Consider the following 17,704-nt stretch of genomic DNA (forward strand, 5'->3'; position numbering starts at 1 on the left):
ATGAAGAAGAACCTGTCCGAAGGAGGACCCGCAATGTACCCTGAAGCTTATATCGACTATCTGGCATACTTTCATGGACCAAGGGATTATTTCGAGTGCCATGAAGTCCTCGAGGAACACTGGAAAAAAGAAGGCATGCAAAATGACATCTGGGTTGGCCTGATTCAGATTGCTGTCTCCCTTTATCACCAGCGAAGGGGCAACTATGAAGGAGGGCGGAGAATGATGGAGAGCGCCATAAAACGCCTTGGCGGCCAGCAAGACAACCTTACGAAACTGGGCCTTGACCATCCCCTGCTGCTTGATCAGCTTAAAAAACGGCTCAGTGATATCTCCGCACGTAGCCCCTACACCGACATGAATCTTCCCGTTACGGATGAACGTCTTCTTGATGTGTGCTGCCAATCCATAAAGAAACATGGCTCCTCATGGGGAGCAGTGAGCGATATGGACAATGACCAGATTATCCATAAACACCGGACCCGGGACCGCAGCGAAATCATTCGAGAGCGGGAAGCACAAAAAAAACGGAAAAACACAGCATCGGAATAAGAAAATGGAAACATATAAAAAAGCCTCCTAAGTGGAGGCTTTTTCTGCTTTTATTCTTCCCAGACTTTTACTTCTTTCATAACATCGCCTTGCTTGATGCGAAGCACGGTATCCATGCCTTCCGTCACCTGTCCGAAAACAGTATGAACACCGTTCAAATGAGGCTGCGGCTCATGTACAATGAAGAACTGGCTTCCGCCTGTGTCTCTTCCTGCATGCGCCATGGACAATGAACCTGCCACATGCTTGTGTGGGTTCCCTTCAGTTTCACATTTAATGGTATACCCGGGGCCGCCTGCTCCTGTTCCCGTAGGATCTCCGCCCTGAGCCACAAAGCCGGGAATAACACGGTGGAAGGTTACCCCATTATAAAACCCTTCGTTTGCAAGCTTTTCAAAGTTTGCTACCGTTCCGGGTGCTTCTTCCGGGAACAGCTCGATTAATATTTTTTCTCCATTTTCAAATTCAATTGAACCTTTTTTCATGTATATTACCTCCTGAATTCAGCATACTTCCTTATTTTATGCTTTTTTTGGCCGAGCGTCCAGTGAGGCTTAATTAATTACCGGCCAGCACGCCGTTTTTTAACGGCAGATCCTGCCTTAGAAGGTCTTCATAGGTTTCTCTTTTGACGACGAGCTGTTCTTCTCCATTTTCCACAAACACAACCGCTGGCCGCGGAATACGATTGTAGTTGTTGGACATGGAATAGCCATAAGCTCCTGTACAGAATACAGCCAGGTAATCACCGGTTCGTGCTTCCGGCAGAAGAATATCCCAAATGAGCATATCCCCGGATTCGCAGCATTTTCCTGCAACCGATACCTTTTTTGTACCTTTTTCTCCCGCCCGGTTGGCAAGTGCCGCCTCATATTGGGCCTGGTATAGTGCTGGTCTGATATTGTCGCTCATCCCTCCGTCGACTGATACATAATGCCTGACCGATGGAATATCTTTTTGTGAACCAACCGAATAAATAGTGGTTCCTGCGTCACCAACGAGCGAACGCCCGGGTTCAATCCAGATTTCAGGTATTGAAACCGAATTTGAAGCAGAAAGGCGTGTCACTTCATTGATCATCGCCTCAATGTATTCTTTGGGCTCCAGCGGTTTATCTTCCTCTGTATACCGAATCCCAAATCCACCACCCAAGTTTAAAACCTCAGGGAAAAAGGACAATTCATTGTTCCATTTGGCAAGGTAATCATACAATTTCTGAATGGCCAAAATAAAACCAGCTGTTTCAAAAATTTGCGAACCGATATGAAAATGGACCCCAAGAAGGGTAATCGCTTCTGAATCCAGAGCTTCGGTTACCGCTTTTTCTGCCTGGCCATTCTGAAGGTCGAAACCGAATTTTGAATCTTCCTGTCCGGTCAGGATGTATTCATGGGTATGAGCCTCAATTCCCGGAGTGATTCTCAGCAGGATGGATGTTTGGGTATTCGTTTTTTCACAGAGCTCATTAAGCATGTGCAGTTCATGGAAATTGTCCACAACAAAGCATCCGATTCCGGATTTCAAGGCATATTGAAGCTCATCATAGCTTTTATTGTTGCCATGGAAATGGATGCGTTCTGCAGGAAATCCAGCGGCAAGCGCTGTATAAAGTTCACCTCCTGAAACAACGTCCAGGCTCAAGCCTTCCTCCGCCACCAGCTGGACCTGCGCGAGGCAGGAAAATGCTTTGCTCGCATACGCAACTTGAGCTTTTATGCCTTGTACTTCAAATGCTTTTTTAAACGCCCTTGCTCGTTGTCTGATCAGTTCCACATCGTAAAGATAAAGCGGTGTACCGTATTTTTGTGCCAGCTGAACCGTGTCGAGCCCGCCGATCGTCAAATGATTATCTTCATTAATCGAGCTTGTGCCGTGTAAGTACATCATAGTCTCCCCTTTTCTATCCTGCAGAGATCCTGTTCCGACGAAAAAAACAAAGACAGCCCATGTCTAAGGTACACTGGCTGTCTACTACCGTACCCCCATTTGCCGGAATAGTTCTCCACTGCAAGCATTGCAGTGACAGTCCGCTGTCTGTTCGGCAGCGGCCCAGCATGGGAACGGATGGAGCATTCCCACACTTCGGCAAATTGGCCTTTAAAATGATATCATCATGTCCATTCACTCCATCATCCTACTCATCCGCTTTGCGCCTCTACCCCATTATTTATAAATGAGGCATATCCAATTGTTATGAACAAATTTATCACAAAATTGGATATTCGGCAACACTTCTTAAGAAGTTGGCTGCTTTTTGCTGTTCTGCGGATGGACGATGCTCGGACGGACTTTGGACAGTGGTACAGCGAGCCGGATCATGATCTGCACAAACGCCTTGGCGTTGAATGGAATAAAAGGCCACAGGTAAGGAGTATTTAAATTTTTCACAAAAGCAAGATACAGGAGGAGCAGGGTGGCGCCTCCGACAAGACCCGGCACATGGAAGATGGCCGTGAGCACCAGAAGGAGGAGCCGGAGCATCTTGTTGGCAACACTGAGTTCATAGCTTGGGGTAGAAAATCCTCCGATGGCCGCGACTGATACATATAAAATGACTTCCGGGACAAACAGACCCACATCGATGGCAATCTGGCCAATAAGCACTGCTGCGATCAAGCCCATCGCCGTCGACAGCGGACTGGGTGTATGGATCGCGGCTACCCTCAGGATTTCAATCCCGATTTCCGCAAAGACGATTTGCAAAAATAAGGGTATATGTGTTGTTTTGTTCGGGCCGATAAAATCGATATCCGGAGGCAGCAGTCCTTCCTGTGAAGCGTAAAGGTACCAGAGCGGCACGAGGATCAGTGAGCCAATAATGCCGGCAAACCGGACCCACCGGATAAAAGCACCGACCATCGGCGTCTGACGGAATTCCTCTGCATGCTGTACATGGTGAAAATAGGTTGTCGGTGTAATGATAACACTCGGGCTCGTATCGGTGATTACCAGAACATGGCCTTCCATTAAATGCTGGGCAGCAACATCCGGCCGCTCGGTATACCGGACAAGCGGAAAAGGATCCCAGCCTTGTTTCACAAGAAATTCTTCAATGGTTTTATCGGCCATGGGGATGCCATCGATATCAATACTCTGAAGTTCTTTTTTGACAAGATCGACAAGCCCTGGATCAGCAATATCCTCAATATACGATATACAAATATCGGTTTTGGAACGCTTTCCAACTTGCATAATTTCATGTCGCAGCCGCTCGTCGCGGATCCGCCGGCGGGTCAGTGCGGTATTAATAATGATGTTCTCGGTATACCCGTCCCTTGATCCACGGACCACTTTCTCAATGTCCGGTTCTTCCGGCTGACGGCCGGGATAGCTTCTAACATCAACGATGAATGCTTGGTCTTCGCCTTCCAAAAATACAGAAATCAGTCCGGAAAGCATTCTGTCAATGGCAATCTCCAGGTTATCCGTCAACTCCACCTGCTGATGGGAAAGGTGATCGTGCAAAATTTCTTTGACATTGGAAGGCGCACGGTGCCCATGATCCATGTCCATGAGCTCCCGCATGATTTCAATGATAAAGAGACTGTCGCAAAGCCCAGTGCAATAATAAATCTGAACTTCCTTTTTTAAGACATGAAGCTTTCTGACTCCTACATCAAAACTGACACCAATCCCGAGCCTCGATTTCAGCTCATGTTCGTTCTCCTGGATTTTTTTACTGATTGGTGTCTTCTGTCTTTCCTTTGATTCCTGCATTAAATCCGCTCCTTTCTAGGATGGTCGCCACCGCCAGGCTGGTGATGGGTGCCCCCTTTTCCACCGCATCATGTCCAGCCATCTTTCCGATATCACCGATGCCAATGACGATCGGCAGGTTTAATTCATCAAGAATGTATACCGTGTCACCGTTAATCCTGCCTGTTTCAATATCAGGGAGCCCGCTCTTATCAATACCAAACTCCGTAAAGTTTCCATAGCGGTCAATGGAGAAGTGGACTTTTGTCCATTCGGAATAACGTGTTTTTGAAGCAACCGCTATGGCCCCGAGTACTTCAATTCCCGGATGTCCGCATACTGCGCGCATAGCAAGTTCCCCCGGTCCTTCTCCACGGAATCCGCAGTCATCAAACATAACGAGCACGGGATCATATGGGGTTTTTAAGATCAGGGATACAAGCTGTTGGCCGGTTAACCTTGAAGGATTGCCCCATGAGTGGGAAATACAGCGTCCTCCAATTCCGCGGGCAACATGCTCTACCGCACGCAGTGCATAAAGATCCCCGTCTGTTATCAGAATGACGCGTTTTTTTCCCACCAGATTCACCCCTTCGGCTTAAATATCAAGGCCACAAGAAAACCGAACAAAATCGCGGATGAAATCCCTGCTGAAGTGAGCTCGAATATTCCCATGGCAATTCCGATAAAACCATGATCCTCTGCTGAAGCCATCGCTCCGTGAAGGAGGTTATGTCCGAAGCTCGTAATAGGGACAGTTGCCCCGGCTCCGGCAAACTTGATCAAATTATCATAGATGCCAAATGCATCAAGCAGTGCACCAAGAACAACAAAGGAAGTTGTTACATGGGCAGGGGTCAGTTTGAAAATGTCGATCAGCAGCTGGCCCACCACACAAATGGCCCCACCCACAAGAAATGCCCACAAATAGTCCATCAGTTGCTTCCCCCTTTGATTCCTTCAAGAGCCACCGCATGAGCAATGGTTGGGATGGATTCTTTTTGTTGAATCATCGTCGGGTTCAGGAGAGCTCCGGTTGCAATCACCAGAATCCGCTTCAGGCTGCCGGACATCAATTCTTTTACCAAATGGCCATAGGTTACAACCGCCGAGCATCCACAACCGCTTCCCCCTGCAAATACTTCCTGGTCCGGCCGGTAAACCATCAATCCGCAATCTCTGTGATTATTGGAAACATCAATTCCTTTTTCCTTTAATAGCATTTTTACAATCGGTGCCCCCACTCCTGACAGGTCTCCGGTGACAATTAGATCGTAATCCTCGGCAGCCATGCCCGTCTCTTTTAAATGGGTCATAATCGTATCTGCAGCCGCGGGAGCCATCGCTGACCCCATATCAAATGGGTCTTTTATTCCAAGATCCTGTACTCTTCCTATTGTGGCCGATGTAATTCTGATCGGAGAGGGTTCATTGCTGATCAGTGCAGCCCCGGCCCCTGTGACCGTAAATGTGGCAGTATCCGGTTTCTGGCCGCCATATTCTGTTGGATAACGGAATTGCCGTTCAGCCGTTGCATTATGCGAACTGACCGCCGCGACAACTCTTTGGGCAAAACCGCCATCTACCAATGCTGCACCTACAGCCAGGGATTCCATGGACGTAGAGCAGGCTCCGAATATACCCAGAAACGGAATTTCGTTGCCGCGCGCCACGTAGTTTGCGGTCACCACTTGATTCAAAAGGTCACCGGCAAGAAAAAAGTTAATGTCATCATTCGTCAGTTTGGCCTTGCTCAAGCAGCTCGCAATAGAATCCTCCATCAAACGCCGTTCGGCAAGCTCCCAGTTTTTTTCATTGCAATGCAAATCATTGTATCTTACATCGAATAAAGCCCCGAGCGGCCCTTCACTTTCCATCGGGCCAACTGCTGTACCTGTCGAATTCAGGTAAACCTCACTACCAAATTTCCACGTCTGCCTTCCTTGCAGCTTCATGTCTTCACTCCTTTACATCAACGTTTTGAACGCATAGCGTATCATTCCAAAAATATAGGCAGCCACAGCTCCGAATACGATAACAGAACCCGCCAGCTTGAATAAGTTGGTTGCGATTCCGAGCACAATGCCTTCACTTTTATGCTCGAGAGCAGCACTTGTTACCGCATTGGCAAAACCGGTGACAGGTACGGCCGATCCCGCTCCTCCAAACTGACCAATCTTGTCATACACCCCAATGCCTGTCAAGAGGGCTGCAATTAAAATCAGCGTGGCGGCGGTTGGATTACCGGCAGTTTCTTCATTAAAATTAAAATAGGTCATGTAAAATTTCATAAGAGCCTCACCAATGACACAAATCAGCCCGCCGACCAAATACGCCTTCAGGCAATTGATAAAGTAAGGCGGTTTAGGCTGAAGGGGTTTGATTTTCTTTGCATATTCTTGTTGTTGTTCTTTATTGGACATTACCTTTTACTCCTTTTTTTTATTGGTTAACATAAACCATCCAGTGAAACAAAGAGCCCAGCACTTTTCCTAAAATAATCGCCATGAGGATGACCAGCAGCCTTTCCCCCATCCCGATCCGTTTCGCAAGGATGGGCATGACATTCAAGACTTCAGTCAGAGCCGCGGCCAGCATTCCGACAAAAACACCACAGAACGCACCTATCGGCACAAGCAGCAGCGGAGAAAGGTGAAAGGATACATCCTTCAGATTTACCCATCCGCCAAGGACAGCACCTAGGATGACACTCCATTCGTACGCCCTGATATAACAAAATGTTTTACTGAGCTGCATCAGCCGGGGAATAATACCAAGCACCGTAAGAAAAGCCACAAACCCTGAACCTACAGCAATGCCCCCGCCAAAACCGATAAAGGCCAAAAACACGCTTTTAATCCCCATCGATTTTTTTCTCGGTTTCCTTATTTTCATGAATGACGACGTACTGATCCAGATCCTGCTGGTATTTAAACATCTCTACTTCAAGCGGGCTAGGCTCTTCATTTAGTCTTTTCTTAAAGACATGGTTAAAAAAAAGAACCATTCCAATCCCAAGCCCCAGGGAATAGGGGATTTGCAATATCAGCGGCTGGTTATCATAAGTTCCCGTCACCATATAATAAATTTTTTGGTGAACCACCTGCATGCTGACATCCTCATGAAAGTTCATGATAGCCAGTGCGGACCCGATAAATAATAGCAGCCAGACAAGCACAAAGTAGACAGGTGCAAGCTTCTTTTTTTTATACTGGATCTCCAGAATCGATTGAGCGGGGCCAACCGTTTGGATTTCAATTCCCGGAAATACGTGTTGAATCCGTTGAACAACTTTCATCACATCCAGCACGATTAAATGCTTATCGGCCGGCTTTACCTGGTAAATGACCAGCATTTGCAGCTTTTTTTGTAAGGCTGGAGGAGCCACTATTTGGGCAACCGTTCTAAGTGTCACGGGCTGCTCAAGCACAACCTGAACCTTTTGTCTCATCCTTATGTAAACAGCAGATTCTTTCATGGCCGCACCTCCTGATATTCAACATTCTTGTTTAGTATGGATTTGGTAAAGTTGTATCATTCTTCTCCAAAGAATTATCCATCAATTACCATAGGCAAAAAGCTGCGTTCCATTTATGCTTGCACACAAAAAAGCCAGATGGGTTACTCATCCATCTGGCTTTTCATCTGAGCCAAAATTTTCTTTTCAAGCCGGGAAACCTGCACCTGCGAGATTCCCAGCCTCTCGGCAACTTCTGATTGTGTCTGGTCTTTATAATAGCGAAGATAAACAATGAGGCGTTCCCGTTCATCCAACGATTCAATGGCTTCCTGCAAGGTAATTTTGTCAAACCACTTGTTCTCGGTGCTGTCTGCAATCTGATCAAGCAGGGTAATCGGGTCTCCGTCGTTTTCATAAACCGTTTCATGAATAGAAGTCGGTGCTCGTACGGCCTCCTGCGCCAGTACAACATCTTCCACACTGATCTCCAGCTTCTCAGCGACTTCGTTGACCGTCGGAGTTCGTCCAAGTACTTTCGACAATTCATCTTTAGCTTTTCTGACTTTGTTTCCCATTTCTTTCAGCGACCGACTAACCTTTACCGTTCCATCATCCCGAATGAATCGCTGGATTTCTCCTATGATCATTGGAACAGCATAAGTGGAAAAACGCACATCATAGCTTAAATCAAATTTATCGACCGACTTTAAAAGCCCAATGCTTCCGATTTGGAAGAGATCATCCGGTTCATAACCGCGGTTGATAAACCGCTGTACGACCGACCATACCAGACGCATATTTTTTTCTACAATTAAGTCCCGGGCTGACTGATCACCTTCCTGGCTTCGTTTTATCAAAAGCTTGATTTCCTCATCCTTAAAGTACGATTCGTTTTTACCGCCTTTAACCTCGACATCCATAAGGCATACCCCTTAATTGATAACCGCTTTATTTTTTGCCAAAAATTTTGTCAAGTGGATCGTGGTGCCATAGGAGGGTTCGGAAATCACTTCAACCTCATCCATAAAGTTCTCCATAATTGTAAAGCCCATCCCCGACCGTTCGAGCTCCGGCTTTGAAGTGAAAAGAGGCTGTCTTGCTTCATTCAAATCAGATATGCCAACGCCTTTGTCCCGGATGGTCAGCTTAACTGTATCCTCATCAAGCAAGACTTCAATGTAAACGATGCCATCGGACGAATTTTCATATCCATGGATAATGGCGTTCGTCACAGCCTCTGAAACCACCGTTTTAATTTCGGTCAGTTCGTCCACGGTAGGGTCCAGCTGCGCGATAAAGGCTGCGACCGTAACCCGCGCAAATGATTCATTCTGGCTTAGTGCTGAAAACTGAATTTTCATCTCGTTTTTCATGATTAAGCCACCCCCAAGGTTTGTAGGGCATATTCTTCATTTTCTTCCAGTCTGATAATCTTGAACAGACCGGACATGTCGAATAACCTTTTTACTGCAGGAGAAATGGCACACACCACCATTTCACCGTTATTACTTTTGATTTGTTTATATCTCCCAAGGATTACGCCGAGGCCCGAGCTGTCCATGAAGTCCAGCCCTTCAAGGTTCAGCATGATATGTTCAATTTTCTTATTCTTTAAAATATCATCTACCTTTGACCTCAATTCATCAGCCGTGTGATGGTCCAGTTCCCCATCCAGGCGAATACATAATACTGTATGCTTGATCTCCAGCCCGATGTTAAGACTCAAACGTCTCTCCTCCTTCTTCTTGATACGCAACTGTTTCGATAATAAAAGGACGAATTCCTCCACTATTACAAAACTAGTGCGGATTCGTCCCATTTAGTCAAAACATGAGATTATGAAGATTTCGCCATATGTCCAAGCGTACGTTTAAACAAACTCCACCAGGACGCGTTCTTTACATTCTCTGAAGCAAGAAGCGGACTTTTTGTTACAGTCTTTCCGCCTTTCATAATGCTCAACGTTCCAACTTGCTGTCCTTTTTTAATCGGCATTTTCAAATCGGGATTCACCTGTATGAGGGGTTTCACGTTGTTTTCCTTTTCCCCTCGTTTGGAAAGGAGGGAAATGCTTTCAGATGTCACAACCGCCAGCTGCTGCTTGTTTCCTTTTTGGATCTTTACCTGCTTTACAATCTGATGACGGTCATATAATTTTTTGGTTGCATATTGAGAAAAAGCATAATCAAACATTTGAGTGACTTGTTGATTGCGCTGTTTTGGGTTGGGTGCACCCATTACCACAGCAATCACCCGCATATCATGTTTTTTGGCAGTAGCAGTAAGACAATACTTGGCTTCTTGTGTAAACCCTGTTTTCAGGCCATCTGTGCCTGGATAAAATTTCACAAGACGGTTGGTATTCACCAGCCAAAATTTATTCGGCGTATTTTGACGGAGATATTCCTCATAAAGGCCGGTATATTTTGTGATTTCTTCATGCTTTAACAGCTCTTTACCCATAATGGCCATATCATGAGCGGAAGAATAATGTCCCGCAGCAGGCAGCCCGGTAGGATTTTTAAAAAATGTGTCCTTTAATCCCAACTGTTTGGCTTTCTTGTTCATCATATCCACAAAGGAAGCTTCAGAGCCTCCAATTTTTTCTGCCATGGCAACAGACGCATCATTTGCGCTTCCAATCGCAATTCCCTTCATCATGTCGTGAACGCTCATTTCTTCACCGGGTTCTAGGAAAATTTGGGATCCTCCCATAGAGGCGGCATATTCACTGACTCTAACAGGATCGGTCAGTTTGATCTTTCCTGAATCAAGGGCTTCCATGGTCAGAATCATGGTCATGATTTTTGTCATGCTCGCCGGCGGCAGTTTTTTATGGCTGTTTTTATCAAAAAGAACAGTTCCCGTATCACGTTCAATCAAAATAGCTGAGGATGCATTTGGAGCAAGACTTTGTGTTTTTTCAGCAGCAAATGTCCGGCCTCCGCCCGTAGTCAGCAGAAGCGCGAGCGCAACAGCAGCCACTATGTATCGTTTCATTCCATTTCCCTCCAATCATGATACCCCTATTTTTTCCATTATTTTTCGGTTTATACAGGAATATCAGTGGGAGAGAAAAAAAGGGAGCTTCCTTTGAGAAGCTCCCTTTACGTCATGCTTTTATTCGTTTTTATTTAATGATATCGTGAATTAATTTAGGTGCTTCTACGGATTCCTTTGTAAATGTGTATGCGTTCTTCAATGTTTTCTCCGCTTCAGCAATATCTTCAAAATTAGCATGGAATACAGCAAGTGTTTCTCCTTTGGTTACTTTATCCCCTACTTTTTTCTTCAAGGTAATACCTACTGCATAATCAATGCTGTCTTCTTTCGTCTTTCTTCCTGCGCCCAATAGCATCGCAGCAATTCCAACCGATTCAGCATCAATGGTTTGAACGTTACCTTCTTCATCTGACTTGATTTCCATGTGATATTTTGCTTGAGGCAACGTTTCAGGATTCGTAATTTGATTACCGTTACCACCTTGAGATTCAACAAATTCTCTCATCTTCTCGACAGCTTTGCCACTTTCCAGAACCTTCTGCAACTCACGTTTTGCTTCGTCAAAGTTGGAATAAGCGCCGCCTAATACAGCCATATTGCCTGCGAGTGTCAAGCAAACCTCTGTTAAATCCTTATCACCTTTACCACTTAAGACGGCAATTGCCTCCTGAACCTCATTGGCATTCCCGATTTCATGCCCTAAAGGCTGATCCATATCTGTGATAATGGCAACCGTTTGCCGGCCTAGTTCATTACCGATGCCAACCATCGCACTTGCCAATGCTTTAGCATCTTCCAACGTCTTCATGAATGCGCCTGAACCAAACTTAACATCCAATACAATAGCATTAGATCCTGAAGCAATCTTCTTGGACATAATGGATGATGCAATCAATGGTATAGAGTCAACCGTGCCTGTAACGTCTCTTAACGCATAAAGTTTTTTATCCGCAGGAGTTAGGTTGCCACTTTGGCCAACAACTGCAATTTTGTGTTTATTAACATTCTCAATAAATTGCTGTGTCGTTAATTCAACCTGGAAGCCTTCGATGGATTCTAATTTGTCAACAGTACCTCCAGTATGACCTAAGCCGCGCCCGCTCATTTTCGCCACAGGAACGCCTACTGAGGCCACAAGAGGAGCAATAATTAGGCTTGTCTTGTCTCCCACTCCACCTGTAGAGTGTTTATCAACTTTAATACCTTCAATTTTTGAGAGATCAATCTCGTCTCCTGACTTGACCATAGCATGGGTTAAGTGAGCCGTTTCTTCTTTTGTCATGCCTTTAAAGTATACGGCCATAAGGAAAGCGGATACCTGGTAATCAGGAATGTCACCGTTTGTGTAGCCTTTGATGAACGTATCAATTTCTTCTTTTGTTAATTCTTTTCCGTGTCGTTTCTTTAGGATAATATCGACAGCCCTCATTTAAATCCACCTCATTGAGCTTTCTTTTTCTTTATTTTTGTTTAGGTAACCAAAAGCGGTCTACTTTTGATAATCAGTCCATTACAAAGTTACATTTTTTACGATTTCTTTGACCAGGTTGATAAATTTTGGCTTCGTACGGTTCGCCACTGCCACGACTTGTTCGTGAGTGAGCGGTTCAAGCTCGTCTGCGATCGCCATGTCTGTGATACAGGAAATCCCGATCACTTTTAAGCCCATATGGCTTGCAACGATAACTTCCGGTACCGTTGACATACCGATTGCATCTCCGCCCACCGTGCGAAGCATGCGAAGTTCTGCCTTCGTCATATAGGTTGGCCCTGTAATACCTGCGTAAACACCCTCTTGAACGTTAATTCCCAGGGAAGCTGCTGTTTCTTTTGTAAATTGAACAAGTTCCGGCGTGTAAGCTGTGCTCATATCCGGGAAACGCGGACCGAGTTCTGCCTCGTTCGGGCCGATCAGCGGATTGGCGCCTGTCATATTCAGGTGATCGTTAATAATCATAAGGTCTCCCGCTGAAAATTCCGGGTTCATTCCGCCGCATGCATTGGTTACAACCACCAGCTTAACCCCCAGACCTTTCATGACACGCACAGGAAATGTTACATCCTGCATGCTGTAACCTTCATAATAATGAAAACGCCCCTGCATGGCTAAAACGGTCTTTCCGTTCAGCGTACCAATTACCAGTTTGCCTGCATGTCCTTCAACCGTTGAGACAGGGAAATGAGGGATCTCACTGTAATCGATTTGAACGGCATTTTCAATTTCATCGGCCAGTTCACCAAGGCCTGAGCCGAGAATCAAACCAATTTCAGGTTGTTTTCCTTCTATTTTGGATTGAATCAATGTTGCTGCTTCATTCATATTAGATAATAGTGTAGCCATGTTTTCTTCCTCCCTTAAATGGTTTTAACAATGCCTTTAACCAGGCCAAGGAAATTCGATTTTACCCGTTCAGTGGTTTCCATCACTTCATCATGGGTTAGCGGCTGATCCAGAATCCCTGCAGCCATGTTGGAGATGCATGACAATCCGAGCACCTTCATGCCTGAATGGCGTGCCACAATGACCTCGGGAACAGTGGACATGCCAACTGCATCTCCGCCAAGAATACGGAGCATGCGGATTTCCGCCGGTGTTTCATAACTTGGTCCAGAGTTCGCCACATAGACCCCTTCTTTGAGGGAAATTCCAAGCGAGGATGCAGCCTGGCGGGCTGTATTCTGCAGCTCTGGCGTGTAGGCATCCGACATATCAGGGAACCGCACGCCAAACGAGCTGTCGTTTGGCCCGATGAGCGGATTGTCACCCAGGTTGTTGATATGGTCGGTAATCAGCATAAGGTCCCCCGCCTGAAACGACGTGTTAATTCCACCTGCAGCATTTGTTACGATGACACTGCTTACGCCAAGTTCCTTCATTACGCGCACCGGAAAAGTTACCTTCCCCAGTGAATATCCTTCATAATAATGAAAGCGTCCCTGCATCGCGATCACTTGCTTACCCTCAAGTTCCCCGATGACAAGCTGTCCGGCATGACCCTCAACCGTTGAGACTGGAAATTCAGGAATATCACTGTAAGGAAGAACCACAGCGTTTTGAATTTCATCAGCAAGAATTCCAAGACCAGAGCCCAAAATCAATCCGATTTCAGGTTGGGAAGAAAGTTTGTTTTGTATAAAATCTGCAGCGGTTTGAATCGGTTTCAATTCTCCCATTTCATTTCCCCCTAGTTTAATTGATCTAAAAAGCTTACGCCGTGCTCCGGCAGCTTCACATGATAATTATCGGCTACTGTAGCTCCAATGTCAGCAAAAGTTTTGCTCACGTTCAGCGGTTTTCCTGACTCGATGCCCTTGTAATACACAAGGAGAGGCACGTATTCACGTGTATGGTCAGTTCCATGGTGAACCGGATCGTTTCCATGGTCGGCAGTGATGATTAAAACGTCATCCTCATTCAGCTTTTCAAACACTTCCGGAAGCCGGGCATCAAACTCCTGCAGGGCTTCCCCATAGCCTTTTGGATCGCGTCTGTGTCCAAATAACGCATCAAAATCAACTAGGTTTATGAAGTTAAGCCCTGTAAACGACTGGTCCATGGATTTAACAAGCTGATCCATGCCATCCATATTGGATTTAGTGCGGATCGCCTGAGTCACTCCCTCACCATCATAAATATCAGAAATTTTCCCCAATGCAATCACATCATAGCCGCCGTCCTTCAGCTCGTTCATCACAGTTCTTCCAAACGGTTTGAGCGCATAATCATGGCGGTTTGAAGTCCGCTGAAAATCTCCCGGTTTACCGACGAACGGGCGGGCAATAATCCGGCCGATCATGTATTTTTCGTTCATTGTCATTTCTCTGGCCATTTCACAGATCTTGTACAACTCTTCAAGCGGAACAACATCTTCATGGGCGGCAATCTGAAGAACAGAGTCAGCGGATGTATAAACAATAAGCGCACCGGTGTTCACATGTTCTTCGCCCAGCTCTTTCATAATTTCCGTTCCTGATGCCGGCTTGTTTCCGATGATTTTGCGGCCGGATTTCTCCTCAAGCTGCTGAATCAGGTCGTCCGGAAATCCTTCCGGGAACGTCTGAAAGGGCTGGTCAATAAAGAGGCCCATGATTTCCCAGTGGCCGGTCATCGTGTCTTTTCCGTTCGATGCTTCCTGAAGCTTCGCATAATGGGCTTTCGGCGCTTTTGCCGCTTGAATTCCCTGGATTTCACGAATGTTGCCAAGACCCAGTGCTTCCATGTTCGGCATTTGAAGTCCATTCATTTCCCTTGCGATATGGCCAAGCGTATCTGAACCTTTATCGTCAAATTTTTCGGCATCAGGTGCTTCCCCGATCCCGACGGAATCCATCACAATTAAAAATGTGCGTTTGAACCGTTTATATTCCATTCCTAATGACCTCCAGTACAAAATAATTCATCTTTAGATACTATATCCCACCATCACTGACAGCAAACTAAGATCAAATGATGTCAGAAGTCAGACCTCTTGATTTAAAAAAAGGCTTACGCCCTTGGATGATAGGCAGCATAAATATCTTTCAATCTCGTTTTTGACACATGGGTATAAATCTGAGTGGTTGAAATATCCGCATGGCCCAGCATTTCCTGAACCGCCCTTAAATCTGCTCCATTCTCCAGCAAGTGAGTGGCGAATGAATGCCTCAAAGTATGCGGGGTCAGTTCTTTTTCAATGTTTGCTTTTTGGGCAAGGTGCTTCAGGATTTTCCAGAATCCCTGACGTGACAAACGGTTGCCATGATGGTTCAAAAACAGAGCGTTGCCGCTTTTCCCCTTTTGGAGAGCCGGCCTGCCTGACTCCAGATATACTTGAATAGCACTTGCCGCCATCTTGCCAAGAGGAATGATCCGTTCTTTGTTTCCTTTGCCAAGGCAGCGCAAAAATCCCATGGACAGATGGACATCGGACTGATCCAGGCTTACCAGCTCTGTCACCCTGATGCCAGTAGCATACAGAAGTTCAAGCATAGCCTTGTCCCTCATACCAAAAGGCTGGTGTGAATCCGGAACATCTAAAAGCGCTTCCACTTCCTTCATCGAAAGGACCTTGGGCAGCTTGCGTTCGGTTTTTGGTGTTTCGATATGTACTGACGGATCGGCGTCGCTGATCTTTTCCCGAAGCAGATACTGATGGAACGACCGGATCGATGCAATGTTTCTGGCTATGGTGGTCGCCGCTTTACCGTTCTCCTTCAAATGGAGCAGATAGCCTACAATATTGGCACGCTGAATCTTGCCGACCGCATCGATACTTTCGACCTTTTCCATATACAGCGTATACTGCTCAAGATCACGGCGATAAGAATCAACGGTATTTTTCGAGAGACCACGTTCGACGATCAAGTAATGTATAAAATCCTGGACATGATCTTTCATATCTGCACTCCTCACTCACTGGATTCGTAAAAAAACAGCAGACGGATGAGCCAATTGCTCTCGTCCACACTTTCAGCGGCAGAATCGTTTTGGAATACCTTCACTGCTTTTCCTTTTGGCACGTCATATCTATGATAATTCTGATATTCCTGATTGATCCAAAGCAAACCAAAATAGAATAATAATGTGCAGGCCGTAAATGAAAAAAATATTTTGAATGCACTCCAGCATAATTTCAGCCAAGATCTCATGTCTTTAAGCCTCCCCGTACACTTATTAGTACAGGTTATGCCAAAGAATTAAAGGATTATACACATTTTCTATTTTCACTGTAACTTTACGTTAACTTATTCCTTTGGATTTGTAAATAAATAAAAAAATGATGAGCATCATTCATTCGGATGTCTCATCATTTTTTTCCTTCCCATGACAGCGGTGGCAGATCCCGTGAAAGGTCAGGCGATGGTCTTTAATTTTAAAATTCCATCCTTCTTCCACTACTTTTTCTACATCTTCCAGAAGATCCTCCTGAATTTCATCAACGGCTCCACATTCGAGGCAGACGAGGTGATGATGAAAGTGAGCGGCTCCTTCTGTTCGGAGATCATAGCGGGAAACCCCATCACCAAAATTTATTTTATCGACCACTTTCAATTCGGTTAATAATTCCAATGTACGGTACACGGTTGCGAGACCTATTTCCGGCGCTTTCTCCTTCACCAGCAAATATACGTCTTCTGCGCTTAAATGATCTTCCTCATTCTCAAGGAGGACTCTAACGGTTGCTTCTCGCTGGGGAGTAAGCTTGTAGCTCTGGGAATGCAGCTGTTTTTTGATACGGTCAATACGGCTTTCCATACCTGATCCTCCCTTATGTTTCACATCCATATTATAAGTCATGAGAAGAAAAGGTGTCAATTTAAAATGATTATAATATACAGTTTAAAATAATTATTATCTGATAATTCATAGGGTTTTATTTTTTTGTCAAACTCATAACACCTTCCATTAAATGGGGAGAGAGGTACGCTTCAAACAAAGATGCAAGCCCTAAAAGTAATCCCACAGCAAGGATGAGTGCCGAGTACTTGAAGAACTTTGGAAAAAAAGGCTCGCTCGACTTTTTTAGAAATTGCTGCCTGATCATTTTGATCGAAAATAGAATGGAAGCGGCTGCGGCAATAATGATGCCGGGAACCAAAACGATGTTCTGTGGCAGCACCGATACAAAAGCCAGCAGAAATCCATGCCATCCCATTTGGTTAACCAGGAATCCGACCGTAAACCCAATCACCACACCCTTGATAAACAGCATGATCAAAATGACCGGCAGACCGATGACAGACAAGCCCAGAATCCACATGAGCATGATGTATTTAATATAGTGGCTGTAGCTTTGCGAAAACATATCCTTTGAATTGGCAAAGCTTCCATTGGAGACTTCACCAAAGAACCTCGACAGGTAATTCAGCAGATCTTGCTTTTGCCCAAGGGTCAGGCTGTTTACAATTACAGCGCCAAAAATGACGCCCATCAGCAGCAGGACGGAAACAAATACGTAGAGCGAATAGTGTTCCTGCAGATGGAACCAAACAAATCTTTTAATTGAAGCCATC

General features: G+C 45.5%; 22 protein-coding genes and 1 riboswitch. Of the genes, 1 reads left to right on the forward strand and 21 read right to left on the reverse strand.

Annotated elements, in window-relative coordinates:
- The first annotated feature begins 33 nt into the window (after window positions 1-33).
- Window positions 34-552: a DUF309 domain-containing protein gene (locus BLT53_RS08690; RefSeq protein ID WP_090234164.1), complete on the forward strand. Its 519-nt coding sequence runs from the start codon at window positions 34-36 to the stop codon at window positions 550-552.
- Between the two features lie 50 nt (window positions 553-602).
- Here BLT53_RS08690 and BLT53_RS08695 read toward each other — a convergent pair whose 3' ends face one another.
- The 21 genes from BLT53_RS08695 to spoIIM form a co-directional block, all read right to left on the reverse strand.
- Window positions 603-1,037 carry a peptidylprolyl isomerase gene (locus BLT53_RS08695; RefSeq protein ID WP_090234165.1) on the reverse strand — a complete coding sequence of 145 codons (435 nt, stop codon included), beginning with the start codon at window positions 1,035-1,037 and terminating at the stop codon, window positions 603-605.
- A 73-nt stretch (window positions 1,038-1,110) separates the two neighbouring features.
- Window positions 1,111-2,436: a diaminopimelate decarboxylase gene (gene lysA, locus BLT53_RS08700; protein WP_090234166.1), complete on the reverse strand. Its 1,326-nt coding sequence runs from the start codon at window positions 2,434-2,436 to the stop codon at window positions 1,111-1,113.
- Between the two features lie 103 nt (window positions 2,437-2,539).
- Window positions 2,540-2,718: riboswitch (Lysine riboswitch) on the reverse strand.
- A 69-nt stretch (window positions 2,719-2,787) separates the two neighbouring features.
- Window positions 2,788-4,269 carry a spore germination protein gene (locus tag BLT53_RS08705; protein WP_090234168.1) on the reverse strand — a complete coding sequence of 494 codons (1,482 nt, stop codon included), beginning with the start codon at window positions 4,267-4,269 and terminating at the stop codon, window positions 2,788-2,790.
- The gene (gene spoVAEA, locus BLT53_RS08710) at window positions 4,229-4,828 is read right to left on the reverse strand and encodes a stage V sporulation protein SpoVABEA (protein WP_090234169.1); all 600 of its coding nucleotides are present in this window, start codon (window positions 4,826-4,828) and stop codon (window positions 4,229-4,231) included. The genes BLT53_RS08705 and spoVAEA overlap by 41 nt, the downstream gene beginning before the upstream one ends.
- 5 nt (window positions 4,829-4,833) lie before the next feature.
- On the reverse strand, window positions 4,834-5,184 hold the full coding sequence (gene spoVAE / locus BLT53_RS08715; protein WP_061970794.1) for a stage V sporulation protein AE: 351 nt from the start codon (window positions 5,182-5,184) through the stop codon (window positions 4,834-4,836).
- Complete coding sequence (spoVAD, locus tag BLT53_RS08720) at window positions 5,184-6,203, reverse strand: stage V sporulation protein AD (protein WP_090234171.1); 1,020 nt, start codon at window positions 6,201-6,203, stop codon at window positions 5,184-5,186. Before spoVAD ends, spoVAE begins: the two co-directional genes overlap by 1 nt.
- Window positions 6,204-6,215: 12 nt before the next feature.
- Entirely contained in the window at window positions 6,216-6,671 is a 456-nt protein-coding gene (gene spoVAC / locus BLT53_RS08725; RefSeq protein ID WP_090234173.1) for a stage V sporulation protein AC, read from the reverse strand.
- Between the two features lie 19 nt (window positions 6,672-6,690).
- A complete protein-coding gene (locus tag BLT53_RS08730) occupies window positions 6,691-7,113 on the reverse strand; it encodes a stage V sporulation protein AB (protein WP_090234175.1) in 423 nt (140 codons plus the stop codon).
- Window positions 7,103-7,726, reverse strand: coding sequence for a stage V sporulation protein AA (locus BLT53_RS08735; protein ID WP_090234176.1), 624 nt, complete (start codon window positions 7,724-7,726; stop codon window positions 7,103-7,105). Before BLT53_RS08735 ends, BLT53_RS08730 begins: the two co-directional genes overlap by 11 nt.
- A 143-nt stretch (window positions 7,727-7,869) precedes the next feature.
- Window positions 7,870-8,628: an RNA polymerase sporulation sigma factor SigF gene (sigF, locus tag BLT53_RS08740; RefSeq protein WP_090234178.1), complete on the reverse strand. Its 759-nt coding sequence runs from the start codon at window positions 8,626-8,628 to the stop codon at window positions 7,870-7,872.
- Window positions 8,629-8,640: 12 nt separating this feature from the next.
- Window positions 8,641-9,081: an anti-sigma F factor gene (spoIIAB, locus tag BLT53_RS08745; protein WP_090234179.1), complete on the reverse strand. Its 441-nt coding sequence runs from the start codon at window positions 9,079-9,081 to the stop codon at window positions 8,641-8,643.
- A 2-nt stretch (window positions 9,082-9,083) separates the two neighbouring features.
- The gene (gene spoIIAA / locus BLT53_RS08750; protein ID WP_061970808.1) at window positions 9,084-9,434 is read right to left on the reverse strand and encodes an anti-sigma F factor antagonist; all 351 of its coding nucleotides are present in this window, start codon (window positions 9,432-9,434) and stop codon (window positions 9,084-9,086) included.
- A gap of 110 nt (window positions 9,435-9,544) precedes the next feature.
- Complete coding sequence (locus BLT53_RS08755) at window positions 9,545-10,708, reverse strand: D-alanyl-D-alanine carboxypeptidase family protein (protein ID WP_090234181.1); 1,164 nt, start codon at window positions 10,706-10,708, stop codon at window positions 9,545-9,547.
- 130 nt (window positions 10,709-10,838) lie between these two features.
- The gene (locus BLT53_RS08760) at window positions 10,839-12,140 is read right to left on the reverse strand and encodes a pyrimidine-nucleoside phosphorylase (RefSeq protein ID WP_090234182.1); all 1,302 of its coding nucleotides are present in this window, start codon (window positions 12,138-12,140) and stop codon (window positions 10,839-10,841) included.
- A gap of 81 nt (window positions 12,141-12,221) precedes the next feature.
- Window positions 12,222-13,052, reverse strand: coding sequence for a purine-nucleoside phosphorylase (locus BLT53_RS08765; RefSeq protein ID WP_090234184.1), 831 nt, complete (start codon window positions 13,050-13,052; stop codon window positions 12,222-12,224).
- Window positions 13,053-13,066: 14 nt separating this feature from the next.
- A complete protein-coding gene (locus BLT53_RS08770; protein WP_090234186.1) occupies window positions 13,067-13,885 on the reverse strand; it encodes a purine-nucleoside phosphorylase in 819 nt (272 codons plus the stop codon).
- Window positions 13,886-13,896: 11 nt separating this feature from the next.
- Window positions 13,897-15,081 (reverse strand): phosphopentomutase, encoded by a 1,185-nt coding sequence (gene deoB / locus BLT53_RS08775; protein WP_090234187.1) that lies wholly within the window; start codon window positions 15,079-15,081, stop codon window positions 13,897-13,899.
- A 116-nt stretch (window positions 15,082-15,197) separates the two neighbouring features.
- Entirely contained in the window at window positions 15,198-16,088 is an 891-nt protein-coding gene (xerD, locus tag BLT53_RS08780; RefSeq protein WP_090234189.1) for a site-specific tyrosine recombinase XerD, read from the reverse strand.
- Between the two features lie 11 nt (window positions 16,089-16,099).
- Entirely contained in the window at window positions 16,100-16,339 is a 240-nt protein-coding gene (locus BLT53_RS08785) for a YqzK family protein (protein WP_090234191.1), read from the reverse strand.
- A gap of 142 nt (window positions 16,340-16,481) precedes the next feature.
- The gene (gene fur / locus BLT53_RS08790) at window positions 16,482-16,946 is read right to left on the reverse strand and encodes a ferric iron uptake transcriptional regulator (RefSeq protein WP_090234192.1); all 465 of its coding nucleotides are present in this window, start codon (window positions 16,944-16,946) and stop codon (window positions 16,482-16,484) included.
- Between the two features lie 118 nt (window positions 16,947-17,064).
- The gene (gene spoIIM / locus BLT53_RS08795; RefSeq protein WP_090234193.1) at window positions 17,065-17,703 is read right to left on the reverse strand and encodes a stage II sporulation protein M; all 639 of its coding nucleotides are present in this window, start codon (window positions 17,701-17,703) and stop codon (window positions 17,065-17,067) included.
- Window position 17,704 lies beyond the last annotated feature (1 nt).

Origin of the sequence: Fictibacillus solisalsi (assembly GCF_900103485.1) — a bacterium.
Taxonomy (GTDB): Bacteria; Bacillota; Bacilli; order Bacillales; family Fictibacillaceae; genus Fictibacillus_C; species Fictibacillus_C solisalsi.